At 63.0% G+C, this 13,241-nt stretch carries 12 protein-coding genes and 1 pseudogene; 5 read left to right on the top strand and 8 right to left on the bottom strand.

Annotation, left to right across the window (positions count from 1 at the left end; all coding sequences use genetic code 11):
• Positions 1–45 precede the first annotated feature (45 nt).
• From ACM62G_RS03770 to ACM62G_RS03780, 3 genes are all read left to right on the top strand, one after another.
• A complete protein-coding gene (locus ACM62G_RS03770) occupies positions 46–1,557 on the top strand; it encodes a purine-cytosine permease family protein (RefSeq protein WP_419736712.1) in 1,512 nt (503 codons plus the stop codon).
• Between the two features lie 146 nt (positions 1,558–1,703).
• Entirely contained in the window at positions 1,704–3,083 is a 1,380-nt protein-coding gene (locus ACM62G_RS03775) for a sodium:solute symporter (protein ID WP_054058306.1), read from the top strand.
• 233 nt (positions 3,084–3,316) lie between these two features.
• Positions 3,317–3,556: a hypothetical protein gene (locus ACM62G_RS03780; protein ID WP_054058307.1), complete on the top strand. Its 240-nt coding sequence runs from the start codon at positions 3,317–3,319 to the stop codon at positions 3,554–3,556.
• 129 nt (positions 3,557–3,685) lie between these two features.
• On the opposite strand, the gene ACM62G_RS03785 is transcribed toward ACM62G_RS03780, so the two are convergent.
• The 4 genes and pseudogenes from ACM62G_RS03785 to ACM62G_RS03800 form a co-directional block, all read right to left on the bottom strand.
• Positions 3,686–3,814 carry a PA1414 family protein gene (locus ACM62G_RS03785; RefSeq protein ID WP_273819320.1) on the bottom strand — a complete coding sequence of 43 codons (129 nt, stop codon included), beginning with the start codon at positions 3,812–3,814 and terminating at the stop codon, positions 3,686–3,688.
• 166 nt (positions 3,815–3,980) lie between these two features.
• A complete protein-coding gene (locus ACM62G_RS03790; protein WP_419737483.1) occupies positions 3,981–4,538 on the bottom strand; it encodes a methyl-accepting chemotaxis protein in 558 nt (185 codons plus the stop codon).
• Positions 4,524–5,294, bottom strand: a pseudogene (locus ACM62G_RS03795) (PAS domain-containing protein); the annotation flags it as partial. The pseudogene ACM62G_RS03795 and the gene ACM62G_RS03790, both read right to left, overlap by 15 nt.
• Before the next feature lie 284 nt (positions 5,295–5,578).
• A complete protein-coding gene (locus ACM62G_RS03800; protein ID WP_416772306.1) occupies positions 5,579–6,415 on the bottom strand; it encodes a S1 RNA-binding domain-containing protein in 837 nt (278 codons plus the stop codon).
• Between the two features lie 217 nt (positions 6,416–6,632).
• Here ACM62G_RS03800 and ACM62G_RS03805 point away from each other — a divergent pair, with 217 nt between their 5' ends.
• Positions 6,633–7,493 (top strand): DUF6279 family lipoprotein, encoded by an 861-nt coding sequence (locus ACM62G_RS03805; protein WP_419736713.1) that lies wholly within the window; start codon positions 6,633–6,635, stop codon positions 7,491–7,493.
• An 18-nt stretch (positions 7,494–7,511) separates the two neighbouring features.
• Here the strand turns inward: ACM62G_RS03805 and ACM62G_RS03810 are convergent, their stop codons facing one another.
• Both ACM62G_RS03810 and ACM62G_RS03815 read right to left on the bottom strand, forming a co-directional pair.
• Positions 7,512–7,904: a hypothetical protein gene (locus ACM62G_RS03810; RefSeq protein ID WP_054058311.1), complete on the bottom strand. Its 393-nt coding sequence runs from the start codon at positions 7,902–7,904 to the stop codon at positions 7,512–7,514.
• Positions 7,905–8,012: 108 nt separating this feature from the next.
• The gene (locus tag ACM62G_RS03815; protein WP_416772302.1) at positions 8,013–9,359 is read right to left on the bottom strand and encodes a DEAD/DEAH box helicase; all 1,347 of its coding nucleotides are present in this window, start codon (positions 9,357–9,359) and stop codon (positions 8,013–8,015) included.
• 196 nt (positions 9,360–9,555) lie between these two features.
• Here ACM62G_RS03815 and ACM62G_RS03820 point away from each other — a divergent pair, with 196 nt between their 5' ends.
• The gene (locus ACM62G_RS03820; RefSeq protein ID WP_419736714.1) at positions 9,556–10,854 is read left to right on the top strand and encodes a mechanosensitive ion channel family protein; all 1,299 of its coding nucleotides are present in this window, start codon (positions 9,556–9,558) and stop codon (positions 10,852–10,854) included.
• A 111-nt stretch (positions 10,855–10,965) separates the two neighbouring features.
• Here the strand turns inward: ACM62G_RS03820 and ACM62G_RS03825 are convergent, their stop codons facing one another.
• Positions 10,966–11,784: an HDOD domain-containing protein gene (locus ACM62G_RS03825; protein ID WP_054058314.1), complete on the bottom strand. Its 819-nt coding sequence runs from the start codon at positions 11,782–11,784 to the stop codon at positions 10,966–10,968.
• A 248-nt stretch (positions 11,785–12,032) separates the two neighbouring features.
• On the bottom strand, positions 12,033–12,908 hold the full coding sequence (locus tag ACM62G_RS03830; RefSeq protein ID WP_419736715.1) for a carboxylate/amino acid/amine transporter: 876 nt from the start codon (positions 12,906–12,908) through the stop codon (positions 12,033–12,035).
• Positions 12,909–13,241: the final 333 nt, after the last annotated feature.

Here is a 13,241-nt window from a genome sequence, read left to right on the forward strand (position 1 = left end):
GCAGCCCCCGCGGAAGATGGGGGCGCCGCAATGATCGGAGCGATCATGAATAACAACAACAACGACAAAAGCCTTAGCAGCATTGAAACCAACGGGGTCGAACAGATCCCCGACAACGAACGTGACGCCCGGCCCGGTGACCTGTTTCGCCTGATCTTCGGCGGCGCCAATACCTTTGCCACCGCCGTGCTCGGCAGCTTTCCGGTGCTGTTCGGCCTGTCCTTCCAGGCCGGTGTCTGGGCGATCGTCCTGGGCGTGGTGGTCGGCGCGCTGATCCTCGCGCCCATGGGCCTGTTCGGCCCGATCAACGGCACCAACAACGCGGTCTCCTCCGGCGCGCACTTCGGTGTCCACGGGCGTATCGTCGGCTCGTTCCTGTCGTTGCTGACCGCCATCGCGTTCTTCTCGCTCTCGGTGTGGAGCTCGGGCGACGCGCTGATCGGCGGCGCCAAGCGCCTGGTCGACCTGCCGGAAACCGACCTGACCCTGGGCCTGGCCTACGGCCTGTTCGCGATTCTGGTGCTGACGGTGTGCATCTACGGCTTCCGCTTCATGCTGTGGGTCAACCGCATCGCCGTGTGGGCGGCCAGCCTGTTGTTCCTGCTGGGCATCTTCGCCTTCGCCCCGGCGTTCGACAGCCGTTTCGCCGGCACCGTGGCCCTCGGCCAGGCCGGGTTCTGGGCGGCGTTCATCGGTTCGGCACTGGTGGCGATGAGCAACCCGATCTCCTTCGGTGCGTTCCTCGGCGACTGGTCGCGCTACATCCCGCGGGAAACGCCGAAGGGACAGATCCTGCTGGCGGTGATCGCCGCGCAACTCGCCACGCTGATCCCGTTCCTGTTCGGCCTGGCCACCGCGACTATCGTGGCGGTCAAGGCACCGGACTACATCGCGGCGAACAACTATGTCGGCGGCCTGCTGGCCGTATCGCCGAGCTGGTTCTTCCTGCCGGTATGCCTGATCGCGGTGATCGGCGGCATGTCCACCGGCACCACCTCGCTGTATGGCACCGGCCTGGACATGTCCAGCGTGTTCCCGAAGATGCTCTCGCGGGTCAAGGCGACCCTGCTGATCGGGATTCTGTCGATCGCCTTCATCTTCATCGGACGCTTCGCCGCGAACCTGGTGCAAAGCGTGTCGACCTTCGCCGTGCTGATCATCACCTGCACCACCCCGTGGATGGTGATCATGCTGATCGGCCTGCTGGTGCGTCGCGGCTTCTACTGCCCGGATGACCTGCAAGTTTTCACCCGTGGCGAAACCGGTGGCCGCTACTGGTTCAACCACGGCTGGAACTGGCGCGGCCTCGGGGCCTGGATCCCCAGCGCACTGGTCGGACTGTGCTTCGTCAACCTGCCGGGGCAGTTCGTCGGCCCGCTGGGCAACCTGGCCGATGGCATCGACATCAGCCTGCCGATCACCCTCGGGCTGTCGGCACTGATGTACCTGGTGCTGCTGAGCCTGTTCCCGGAATCGCCGGCAGTGTACGGCCCGGATGACCCACGCAGCCGAGGTTCCAGCTCGACGAAGAAGCCGGTCGCACAGCAAACGGCCTGAACCGAAGCCCCAACCGAACCTTGCATTCCGTGTGGGGGCAGGCTTGCCCGCGAAAGGGACCGGAAGCCGCCACAACGCTTCACCGGCCAGCACGCTCCCACAACCGACTGTTCCACCATAACAACTACAATCGGAGACACGCCATCATGGCCCTGGATTTATTGGTTGTACTCATTTATGCCGCTGGCATGCTCCTGCTCGGTTACTACGGCATGCGCAGAGCCAAGACCAACGAAGACTACCTGGTAGCCGGACGCAACCTCGGCCCGACCCTGTACATGGGCACCATGGCCGCCACCGTGCTGGGCGGTGCCTCCACCGTCGGCACCGTACGCCTGGGCTACGTTCACGGCATTTCCGGTTTTTGGCTGTGCGCAGCGCTGGGCCTGGGGATCATCGCGCTGAACCTGTTCCTCGCCAAACCGCTGCTCAAGCTGAAGATCTACACCGTCACCCAGGTGCTGGAAAAGCGCTACACCCCCCTGGCCCGCCAGGCCAGCGCGGTGATCATGCTGGCCTATGCCCTGATGATCGGCGTGACCTCGACCCTGGCCATCGGCACCGTGCTGCAGGTGCTCTTCGGCCTGCCGTTCTGGGTTTCGGTGCTGCTCGGCGGCGGCGTCGTGGTGGCCTACTCGACCATCGGCGGCATGTGGTCGCTGACCCTGACCGACATCGTCCAGTTCATCATCAAGACCGTCGGCCTGATGTTCATCCTGCTGCCGATCTGCCTGTACCGCGTCGGCGGCTGGGACGAGCTGGTGAGCAAACTGCCGGCGGCGAGCTTCAGCTTCACCACCATCGGCTGGGACACCATCATCACCTACTTCATGATCTACTTCTTCGGCATCCTGATCGGCCAGGACATCTGGCAACGGGTGTTCACCGCCAAGGACGAGAAGGTCGCGAAATACGCCGGCAGCGTCGCCGGGCTCTACTGCATCGCCTACGGCCTGGCCTGCGCACTGATCGGCATGGCCGCCCACGTGCTGATCCCGCAGTTGGACAACGTCAACAACGCCTTCGCCGCCATCGTCAAACTGTCGCTGCCGGACGGCATCCGCGGACTGGTGATCGCCGCGGCCCTGGCGGCGATGATGTCCACCGCCAGCGCCGGCCTGCTCGCCGCCTCCACCGTACTGACCGAAGACCTGCTGCCCAAGCTGCGCGGCGGCAAGCCTTCGAGCCTGGGCCTGAACCGCCTGTTCACCTGCCTGACCGGCCTGGTGGTGCTAGGGATCGCGCTGGTAGTGAGTGACGTGATCAGCGCCCTGACCCTGGCCTACAACCTGCTGGTGGGCGGCATGCTGATCCCGCTGATCGGTGCCATCTACTGGAAACGCGCGACCACCGCCGGTGCCATCGGCAGTATGGCCCTGGGCTTCGTCACCGCATTGGTATTCATGTTCAAGGACGGCCTGGACGCCAATACACCGATCTACTACAGCCTGGCCGTCGGCCTGGTCAGCTTCATCGTCATCAGCCTGATGTCACGGCGCCCGGCGACCGTGGCCAGCGCCATCTGATACTGCGTTTACTTCAGCGGGTGCGACGTCGGTTGTCGCATCCGTTTTTTTTGCCTCCAGCTCTCCGACCAATGGTTGGACGCATTTGAAGCAACCTGTGCTGTACTGGCACTTAGCGACTGCCTTTGGCATTAGCCAAAAGGTACAAGGATCGCTGGTGTCATGCTCATGACAGCTATCGCAATGCCCTGGGAAAGGGATCCATGACCCACATCCTTTCCTGTGAGGCAATCATGAACAGGCTCGAAATCCATCAGCAGATCTGCCACTCCATCGAACGGCAACTGGCGCTGAAATGGCTGCAAGACCCTTCCCAGGCTGAAGAAAACAGCTACTCCCTCGATATCGCCGCCCTGTTCCACGAACTGGAATCACAATTCCACGTGCAACTGGATCTCAAGCGAGACCTGCGCGGTATCAACACGATTGAGGACTTGAGCCGTTTTATCTACGCGAAAACCCGGGCCGCCTGATGCCCGGGCACCGGCTCAACGTGGATTTTCATTGCTTTCGAACAGGTCGGGACACGGACGTGTCCCGGTGTCGTACAGCCAGGGGCACCCGTGCCCGGCTCAGGAGGAAGTCGCGAGCCGGCGGGTTGCTTAGCGACGTGGCTGCGGCCGGCGGCGGCGGTCGTCGTCGGTGCGGATCGGCACCGGTTGCAGGGGAGGCTCGATCAGGCCGAGGGCGACACCGAGGTCGTGGAGCCAGGTTTGCAGTTTGTCTTTCATAAAGCCCCCTTCAGGGTAATGCGAGCGACGTGGTTCTTGGCCGCCTCACACAGATCATAGCTCCAAGTCCCAGGTAATGCTTGCTTTCCAAGACGTTGATTACGCTAAATCATGGCAAAAAGCTACAAGCTGACGCGCGGACAGCGATCAAGCTGACTGGCGGCACTCATTTCAGTTGATTGGCGAAGCGCCCTACCGCGCCCACCACCTGTTTGGCACCGTCCTGGATCTCGACGATCACTTCACCGGCCTGGTTGGCCAGGGACAAGCCCTGTTCAGCCTTGACGCGGCTGGTGGACATGTCCCGCACGGCCTCGTCCACCAGTTTCTGGTTCTGCTGGACCACCGTGACGATCTCCTCGGTGGCCGCACTGGTACGCCCGGCCAACTGCCGGACTTCATCGGCCACCACCGCGAACCCACGCCCCTGCTCGCCGGCCCTGGCGGCCTCGATGGCCGCATTGAGGGCCAGCAGGTTGGTCTGCGCGGCGATACTGCCGATGGTCTGGACCATCGAGGTGATCAGCATCGACTGCTTGCCCAGCGCCTCGATACCTTCCGAGGCCGACTGCATCTCCTCGGAAATTTCCTGCATGGTCGCCACCGTGTTCTTCACCACCGTGGCGCCACGCTGGGCCGTGGTGTCGGTCTGCTGCGAAATGCCATAGGCGATCACCGCCGCCTCGCCGACCTCTTTCTCGCGCAGCACCTGGTCGGTCACCACGTTGGCGAACTTGACCACCTTGTAGAGCTGGCCCTGGGCGTCGTGCACCGGGTTGTAGGTGGCCTCCAGCCACACGTCCCGTCCCTGGCTGTCGAGACGCTTGAAGCGATCGGCGACATACTCTCCGCGGTTGAGCCGGGCCCAGAATGCCTGGTACTGGCTGGAATTGGCCTCTTCGGTCGAACAGAACATGCGGTGGTGCTTGCCGACGATCTGCGCCAGCGAGTAGCCCATGGCCCGCAGGAACTGATCGTTGGCGGTGATGACCTCGCCATCGAGGGTGAACTCGATCACCGCTGTGGAGCGCAGCAGCGCCTTGATGAACGCCTCGTTCTCCTTCATGGTTTCGACCGTATGCGTGACATCGCGGGCGAAGCACTGGATATGCAGCAGGCCACCCTTCTCGCTTTTCACCGGCTGCCAACTGCCATGCAACCAGGCCAGGCTGCCATCAGCCCGCAGGAACCGGTAGTTGTCGCTGACCGAAACGCCCTTGGCCACCGCGGCCTGCAGGTTATGAAAGCAAGGCAGGTTCTTGACGTAGGCCGGGACGAAATTATCCAACGGGCGATTCCTCATTTGCTCGTCCTTGTAGCCCAACAGGTCGAGGAAGCGCTGATTGAAGTCGATGACGCGAAACTGCGGATCGAGCACCACTGAAATCATTTCAGCCGTCATGCCGTGGAACAACTGCTTCAGCTCGAAAAGCTCTTCTTCTTTGCTCTCTAGAATCTTCTTCAGATTAGAATTGAACATGACTGCAAGAATCCCTTTTTGCCTCGCTATTCCAAGGCTATCGGTTCCTTCAGGCAATCACTGATGACCATCCGTCGCCTGGAAACCGGCGCCGCAGATTGCTTGAAAAACCGACAGCCCCCCGTCACCGCCCCATACAGTTCAAGCGGGGTAACGAGAAACATAGCCGAGATCGGGAAGACTTGCTGGAAGAGAATAAAAGTGGACTTTCTCGGGGAAAATCCCACGTTTGCGCGTGCCCCCAAAGGCCTCGGCAGCTTCGCCGGGGCCTTGGCGGCAACGGTTCAGTTCAGCTCGATGCGATCGGCATGAATGACGATCTGGCCCTGCTTGTACAGCGCGCCGATGGCTTTCTTGAAATTGCCCTTGCTGACCCCGAACAGGTCGCTGATCAGCGCCGGGTCGCTCTTGTCGCTGACCGGCAGCACACCGTTGCTCTCACGCAGCTTGGCGAGGATCTTCGCATTCAGGCTGCCGGCGGCTTCTTCACCGACCGGCTGCAGGCTCAGGCTGATCTTGCCGTCGGCACGGATCTGCTTGATGTAGCCCTTTTCCCGTTTGCCGGACCGCAGGAACTTGAACACCTCGTTCTTGTGGATCAGGCCCCAGTGCCTGTTGTTGATGATGGCCTTGTAGCCCATGTCGGTGGTTTCGACCACCAGCAGGTCGACTTCCTGGCCGACCTTGTAGTTGGCCGGGGTCTTGTCCAGGTAGCGGTCCAGCCGCGCGGTGGCGGTGATGCGACGGGTGTGCTTGTCGAGATAGACGTGCACCACGCAGTAGTCGCCGGCATTCAACTGGCGCTTTTCCTCGGAGTACGGCAGCAGCAGGTCCTTGGGCAGGCCCCAGTCGAGGAACACGCCGATGCTGTTGACCTCCTTGACCTTGAGGCTGGCGAACTCGCCGACCTGGACTTTCGGCGTCTCGGTGGTGGCGATCAGCTTGTCGTCGCTGTCCAGGTAGATGAAGACATTCAGCCAGTCCTCGTCCTCACTGGGAACGTCCTTGGGGATATAGCGATTGGGCAGAAGAATCTCGCCATCCTGCGCACCATCCAGGTACAAGCCGAAGTTAGTGTGCTTGACCACTTGCAAGCTGTTGTAGCGCCCGATTAAAGCCATTTCCGATACCCTCATTGCGTGGCGGGCATTCTACCCGAGTTTGCCCGCGGCTGTTTCACGCCCTGCACGGCAGGCTGTGGGAACCGGCGGTTCATCCGCGAACCGGCTCACACCTTGCCCACACCCCGGGAGCCTGCCGCAAGGCCATGCATCTTTGCATTGAACCGCCGGGCCATACGGTGTTCTATGGGGAGAACGCCCCAGCAAGGATTCGCTCATGCCGTGCCGTCGCGCCCTACTGCTCTGCTGCCTGCTCCTGAGTCTGGCAATCGCCGCCTGTACCCGGATCGGCCTGGCCTATCGCAACCTCGATGTGATCATTCCCTGGACCCTCGGCGACTACATCGAGATGCATCGCGAGCAGAAAGGCTGGCTTAACGAGCGCCTCAAGGAGCATCTGCAATGGCACTGCACCACCCAGTTGCCCGACTACCTGCACTGGCTGGACCGCGTGCAGGCAATGATCGAGAACGGCCAGGTCGATGACGCCCACTTGCAGGCGCGCACCGCCGAGGCCCGGACGGCGATCGCCCAGGTGGCCCGGGAGATCACCCCATCGGCCGTCGAGCTGCTCAGGGGCCTGGACGATCGGCAAGTCGCGGAGATGAACGAAGCCTTCGCCAAGGAGCAGCGTGAGCGCCAGGCCGAATATGTCGCGCCGCCGCTGGAGGAACAGATCCGCGATCGCGGCGAACGGATGAGCAAGCGCCTGAAGGCCTGGATCGGCCCCTTGAACCTGAGCCAGCAGCAGCGGGTCATCGCCTGGTCGACGGCGCTCGGCGAGCAGAACCGTCTGTGGATCGCCAACCGGGCCTACTGGCAGGCGCAACTGAGCGAGGCGGTCGCCGAACGCCGCAATGCCGACTTCGAGCCGAGGATCGCGCAACTGCTGCAGCATCAGGACAGTCTGTGGACGGCGGAGTATCGCCAGGCCTACGAGCGCACCGAGCGGGCGACCCGCAGCCTGATAGTCGATCTGGTGGCCGAGAGCAGCCCGACCCAGCGGCAGTTGCTGCTCAAGCGGATCGCCGATCTGCGGCGGGACTTCAGCGAGTTGAAGTGCCTGAAGGAGGGTTGAGCCCCCTCCCCGAAGGCCTCAGGCAATCTGCGCCTTGGACGCCAGCTCGTCGAACACCCGCGGATCCAGCGCATCCTGCTGCTCATCCAGCACCAGCCGTGGATGGTCATTGCCGGGAATGCTGCTGTCGATCAGGCTCAGCAGGCTAGATCCCCTCGGCGTGAGGACAAAGTTCTCACCATTGCCCCCCTCCTCTTCCGGCCGCGGCGCGATGAAACCGTTCCTGAGCAGCACCCGCTCGTAATCGGCGGCCAGGGCCTTGAGCTCATCGAGATTGCCCGGCGGCTCACCCGCAGCCGCCTGGGCCGTGGCGTGTTGCTCGGCATAGGCCCGTGGCGCGAAGTTGTGGCCGGCACTGTTCTGCACTTCATGGAGCAGACGTTCGATCAGTTCCCAGTTGTAAGTCGTCATCCTGATGCAACCTCCCACTGTTGAAAGGAAAAATCTCCCTTGTCAGTAGTGGACAGGCGACAACCGTGGCCGTTCAGCCAGCCCTGGCCTCCCGCCGATGACCGGCGCCTACTCGCCGGTCGAGGCCTGTGGCTTGCGGCGCTTGAGTGGCGCCATGCCGTCCTGGCTGACCAGCGCCGGCGCATCGCTTTTCGGCCGGTTGGCAGTCTTGCGCCGGGTCGGTGTCTTGGCCGACGACTTCTTCTTGTCACCCTTGGCGTCGGTCTTTTTCTTCTTGGTGCCGGCGGCCTTGCCCGACGCCTTGACCTTCTTCGGCCCGCTGTAGGTGCCCTTGACCTCCTTGATGGTGCGGCGCTCGAAGTTCTGCTTGAGGTAGCGCTCGATGCTCGACATCAGGTTCCAGTCGTTGTGGCAGATCAGCGAGATCGCCAGGCCGTCGTTGCCGGCACGCCCGGTACGGCCGATGCGGTGCACATACTCGTCGCCGCTGCGCGGCATGTCGAAGTTGATCACCAGGTCCAGGCCATCCACGTCCAGGCCGCGGGCGGCGACGTCGGTGGCGACGAGGATCTTCACCGCGCCCTGCTTGAGGCGGTCGATGGCCAGCTTGCGGTCCTTCTGGTCCTTCTCGCCGTGCAGCACGAACGCCTTGTAGTGCTGGGCGACCAGACGGCCGTAGATACGGTCGGCCATGGCCCGGGTATTGGTGAAGATGATCGCCTTCTCGTAGGTCTCGTTGGCAAGCAGCCAGTTGACGATCTGTTCCTTGTGGTGATCGTGGTCGGCGGTGATGATCTGCTGGCGGGTGTTCTCGCTCAATTGGCTGACGGCATTGAGCTGCAGGTGCTCGGGGTTGTTCAGCACCTTGCCGATCATCTCGCGCAGGCCGGAACCGCCGGTGGTGGCGGAGAACAGCAGGGTCTGCTGGCGCTTGGCGCACTCGTCGACCAGGCGCTGCACGTCGTCGGCGAAGCCCATGTCGAGCATGCGATCAGCTTCGTCGAGCACCAGCACCTCGACTTCCTTGAGGTCCAGGTTGCCGGCGTTCAGGTGCTCGATCAGGCGCCCCGGGGTACCGATCAGGATATCCGGCACCTTGCGCAGCATCGCAGCCTGCACCTTGAAGTCTTCGCCGCCGGTGATCAGGCCGGACTTGATGAAGGTGAACTGCGAGAAGCGCTCGACTTCCTTGAGGGTCTGCTGGGCCAGCTCGCGGGTTGGCAGCAGGATCAGGGTCTTGATGCTGACCCGGATCTTCGCCGGGCCGATCAGGCGGTTGAGGATCGGCAACACGAACGCGGCGGTCTTGCCGCTGCCGGTTTGCGCCGTCACCCGCAGGTCACGCCCTTCGAGCGCGAGCGGAATGGCCGCAGCCTGCACCGGGGTAGGCTCGACAAAGTTAAGCTCGGCCACGGCTTTGAGCAGGCGTTCGTGCAGGGCGAATTGGGAAAACACGGGGGCTGACCTCGAAGAAATGCAAAATATCAGCTGCATAGGTTAACGGTTTCCAGCGCCAAGGCCGAGTTTCTTTGCACAACCCCCGATAAACAGTGACGTTTTTGTGAACGGACGTGTCTTCAACGGTCATCTTCACCCGGTTAAATGCTCTAATCCCTCTCGGCCATTTCCTGCAGAAGAATCCTCATCCCTCATGGATATGAAAAAGCTCTGGATCGGCGCCCAGGACCTCTGGGGCGCCCTCGATCAACATCCCCTGCTGCACACCGGGCTGGCCCTGGCGTTGCTGCTGCTCGTCGCGCTGGTGCTCGGCCGGCTGGCGCGCTACCTGATCCTGCACGCCACCCGCCTGCTGGGCCGGCAACCGGCAATGCACTGGCTCAACGACCTGCGCCAGAACAAGGTGTTCCACCGCCTGGCGCAGATGACCCCGTCGCTGGTGATCCAGTTCGGCCTGTACCTGGTACCGAACCTGGGCAAGACCGGCCTGCTGTTCCTCGGCAACCTGGCGCTGGCGGTGACCATCCTGTTCCAGATGCTGGTGCTGAGCGCCCTGCTCAACGCCCTGCTGGACATCTACGCGCGCACCGAACACGCCCGCACCCGCTCGATCAAGGGCTACGTGCAGTTGGCGAAGATGGTGCTGTTCGTGCTCGGCGCCATCGTCATCGTCGCCACCCTGATCGACCGCTCGCCGCTGTTGCTGCTGTCCGGTCTGGGTGCCATGTCGGCGGTGATCCTGCTGGTCTACAAGGATACCCTGCTGTCGTTCGTCGCCAGCGTGCAACTGACCAGCAACGACATGCTGCGGGTCGGCGACTGGATCGAGATGCCCCAGGTCGGGGCCGACGGCGACGTGGTCGACATCACCCTGCACACGGTCAAGGTGCAGAACTTCGACAAGACCATCGTCTCGATCCCGACCTGGCGCCTGATGTCCGAGTCGTTCCGCAACTGGCGTGGCATGCAGCAGTCCGGTGGGCGGCGAATCAAGCGCAGCCTGTTCATCGACGCCAGCGGCATCCGCTTCCTGCATGACGACGAGGAACAGCGCCTGGGCCAGGTGCGCCTGCTCACCGACTACATCGGTCGCAAGCAGGCCGAGCTGAAAACCTGGAACGAGGCCCAGGGCAACGTCGCCGCGATGTCAGCCAACCGCCGGCGCATGACCAACCTCGGCACCTTCCGCGCCTATGCCCTGGCGTATATCAGGAACCACCCGAAAATCCAGCAGAACATGACCTGCATGGTCCGCCAGATGCAGACCACGGCCCAGGGCGTGCCGCTGGAGATCTACTGCTTCACCCGCACCACCGTGTGGGCCGACTACGAGCGGATCCAGGGGGATATCTTCGACTACCTGCTGGCGGTGCTGCCGGAGTTCGGCCTGAGCCTGTACCAGCAGCCGAGCGGCGGTGACCTGCGCGCGGGCATGTTGCCGGCCTTGCTGGGGGCCAGCCATGTGCCGGAGCCGCAAAGCCGGGCCCTGTAGGAGCCGGCTTGCTGGCGATGGCGTCCCACCGGGACGCCAAGGTGCCCCCTCGGCAGCGGGCATAGACGAACGCTCTACGTGAAACAGAGCGCTCGGCGCAATGATCACCTGTCAGGCAAGGAAATCGGCAAATGCCTTGTCCTGTTCCAGCACCAGGGGCAGCTTGTCGAACAGCGCGTCGAGGTCGACGCCGTCGAACAACGGGCCGCCCAGGGCGTTGCGCGCCTCGGCATTCGGCCCGCCGTGCTGTTCCAGGGCATCGCAGATTTCCATGGCCTGGGCGGTGACCCGTGCGTAGGGCTGGCCCTCGGGGGCCAGGTGCGGCTGGGCCTGGTAGCGGATGGCCGACTGGAGGGTCAGCGGCAGGTTCCAGCGCTTGCCCAGTTCCGCGCCGACTTCCGGGTAGCCGAAGCCCAACTGCTGGGTTTCGCTGGCGGCACGGCTGGTGGTGCCACTGGCGCCCTTGATGCGCGCGGCGTAGTCCGGGGCGCCGGTCTGTATCAGCAGCTCGCCGATGTCGTGCATGACCCCGCAGGTGAACGCCACTTCAGCATCGAGCCCGGCCTGGCGGGCCAGCAGCCGGCTCACGCTGGCGACCTGGAAGCTACGTCCCCAGAAAACCTTGAGGTCGAAGCCCGGCGCCGACTTGAACGCCCCGGTCACGGCCGAAGCCAGGACCAGGGTGCGCAGCACGTTGAAGCCCAGGCGCATCGCGGCGTCTTCGATGCTGGCCGACTCGCGGGCACCCTTGAAGCGCGCCGAATTCGCCAGGCGCAGCACCTTGGCGGCAATGACCGGGTCGCGCTCGATGTTGCGCGCGACCTTTTCCAGGCTTTCATGGGGGTTGTCGAATTGCTGGACCAGTTCCAGGGCGACTTGGGGAATGCTGGGAAGGCTATGCAACTCCGCAAACAGCGTCTCGATATCCATGGCAAGGGTCTCTTCGTCCGGTGGAGACTCTTTACGATAGGCAATTTTTCGCTGTCTGCACGTCGCCTTCGAATACCGCCGCAAAGCCGAAAAAAAGGGTTCCCATCAGCAGATTCGGCAGCCCTGGGCGGTGACAGGCCATGGGAAACCATGCGCCTGCTGAAGTTTTGAAATAGTTTTTCCTTCCCTGGGCCGAATCCTGGATCGGGTTCGATGGCGGCTATAGCAGATTGCCAGCAAGTCGATTCCTACAAGGAGCGTTGCAGGCTGGCAGGCCGACGCACGCCCAGGCGGCTGATCCAGACGGCGGCCAGGATGACGCCGCCGCCCACGAACAGGCGCAGCAGGTCTTCCTGCAGGTTCCAGATCAGCAGGTTCATCAGCAGGCCCACCGGCACGTGCAGGTTGTTCATCACCGCCAGGGTGCCACCGTTGACCAGGCAGGCGCCCTTGTTCCACCAGTACATGCCCAGCGCGGTACTGATCACGCCGAGGAAGCCCAGTACCAGCCACTGCGGGGTACCGTCCGGCAGATAGCGGGCCTTGCCGAACAGCAGGAAGGCCGGCAACGCCACCGCCAGGGCACCGAGGAAGAAGTAGCCGAAATGCCGATAGTGCGGCTGGTCGCTGGGGTGGCGCGCCGCCAGGTGCTTGTACATGACCTGGCCGGCGGCATAGGTGAAGTTGGCCAGTTGCAGCAGCAAGAAGCCCATGAAGAAGTCCGGGTTGATCCGGTCGTAGCGAATCACCGCCGCACCGCTGACCGCCACCAGGGCCGCGACCAGCGCCCAGGGATTGAAGCGCCGGTTGAGCGCGTCTTCGATCAGGGTCACGTGCAACGGGGTGAGGATGGTGAACAGCAGGACTTCCGGCACGGTCAGTACGCGGAAGCTCAGGTACAGGCAGACGTAGGTGATGCCGAACTGCAGGGCGCCGATCAGCAGCATGCCGCGCATGAAGGCCGGCGGCACCTGGCGCCAGAGGGTCAGCGGGATGAAGATCAACCCGGCCAGCACCACCCGTACCAGCACCGCGAAGTAGCTGTCGACATGGCCGGCGAGGTATTCGCCGATCAGGTTGAAGGAAAACGCCTGGATCAGCGTGACGATAAGCAGGTAACCCATAAATGCCCCATAGATGTGGTGACCAAGCCCGATTCTTGTAGGAGCAGGGCTTGCCCGCGAAGGGGCCCCTGAGGCCGCTAGAAGCTTCGCGGGCAAGCCCGGCTCCTACAGGATCGGGGCGCCTTCGAGAAAGTCGTGCCATTGCTGAAAGGATCGGGAATGTCGCACCCAAAGAATGGCCGCGACCTTAACGGCTTTTGCGCCACGCGGCCATAAAAAAACCCGATCGGGCAGCGGGGCCGGATCGGGTTACATGCACTCAGGAGCAACCAGTGCAAAGGGAGGTTCGATGCGCAAACAACATGAAGGGGCTGTTTGATGAACTTGCAGACA

Origin of the sequence: Pseudomonas sp. COR18 (genome assembly GCF_048568395.1) — a bacterium.
In the GTDB taxonomy this organism is placed as follows: Bacteria; Pseudomonadota; Gammaproteobacteria; order Pseudomonadales; family Pseudomonadaceae; genus Aquipseudomonas; species Aquipseudomonas fuscovaginae_B.

What these genes read in the sequence shown, in the direction of transcription:
- ACM62G_RS03770 (WP_419736712.1), top strand. Translation starts at nt 46, where the DNA reads ATGAATAACAACAACAACGACAAAAGCCTTAGCAGCATTGAAACCAAC.
- ACM62G_RS03775 (WP_054058306.1), top strand. Translation starts at nt 1,704, where the DNA reads ATGGCCCTGGATTTATTGGTTGTACTCATTTATGCCGCTGGCATGCTC.
- ACM62G_RS03780 (WP_054058307.1), top strand. Translation starts at nt 3,317, where the DNA reads ATGAACAGGCTCGAAATCCATCAGCAGATCTGCCACTCCATCGAACGG.
- ACM62G_RS03785 (WP_273819320.1), bottom strand. Translation starts at nt 3,814, where the DNA reads ATGAAAGACAAACTGCAAACCTGGCTCCACGACCTCGGTGTCGCCCTC.
- ACM62G_RS03800 (WP_416772306.1), bottom strand. Translation starts at nt 6,415, where the DNA reads ATGGCTTTAATCGGGCGCTACAACAGCTTGCAAGTGGTCAAGCACACT.
- ACM62G_RS03805 (WP_419736713.1), top strand. Translation starts at nt 6,633, where the DNA reads ATGCCGTGCCGTCGCGCCCTACTGCTCTGCTGCCTGCTCCTGAGTCTG.
- ACM62G_RS03810 (WP_054058311.1), bottom strand. Translation starts at nt 7,904, where the DNA reads ATGACGACTTACAACTGGGAACTGATCGAACGTCTGCTCCATGAAGTG.
- ACM62G_RS03820 (WP_419736714.1), top strand. Translation starts at nt 9,556, where the DNA reads ATGGATATGAAAAAGCTCTGGATCGGCGCCCAGGACCTCTGGGGCGCC.
- ACM62G_RS03825 (WP_054058314.1), bottom strand. Translation starts at nt 11,784, where the DNA reads ATGGATATCGAGACGCTGTTTGCGGAGTTGCATAGCCTTCCCAGCATT.
- ACM62G_RS03830 (WP_419736715.1), bottom strand. Translation starts at nt 12,908, where the DNA reads ATGGGTTACCTGCTTATCGTCACGCTGATCCAGGCGTTTTCCTTCAAC.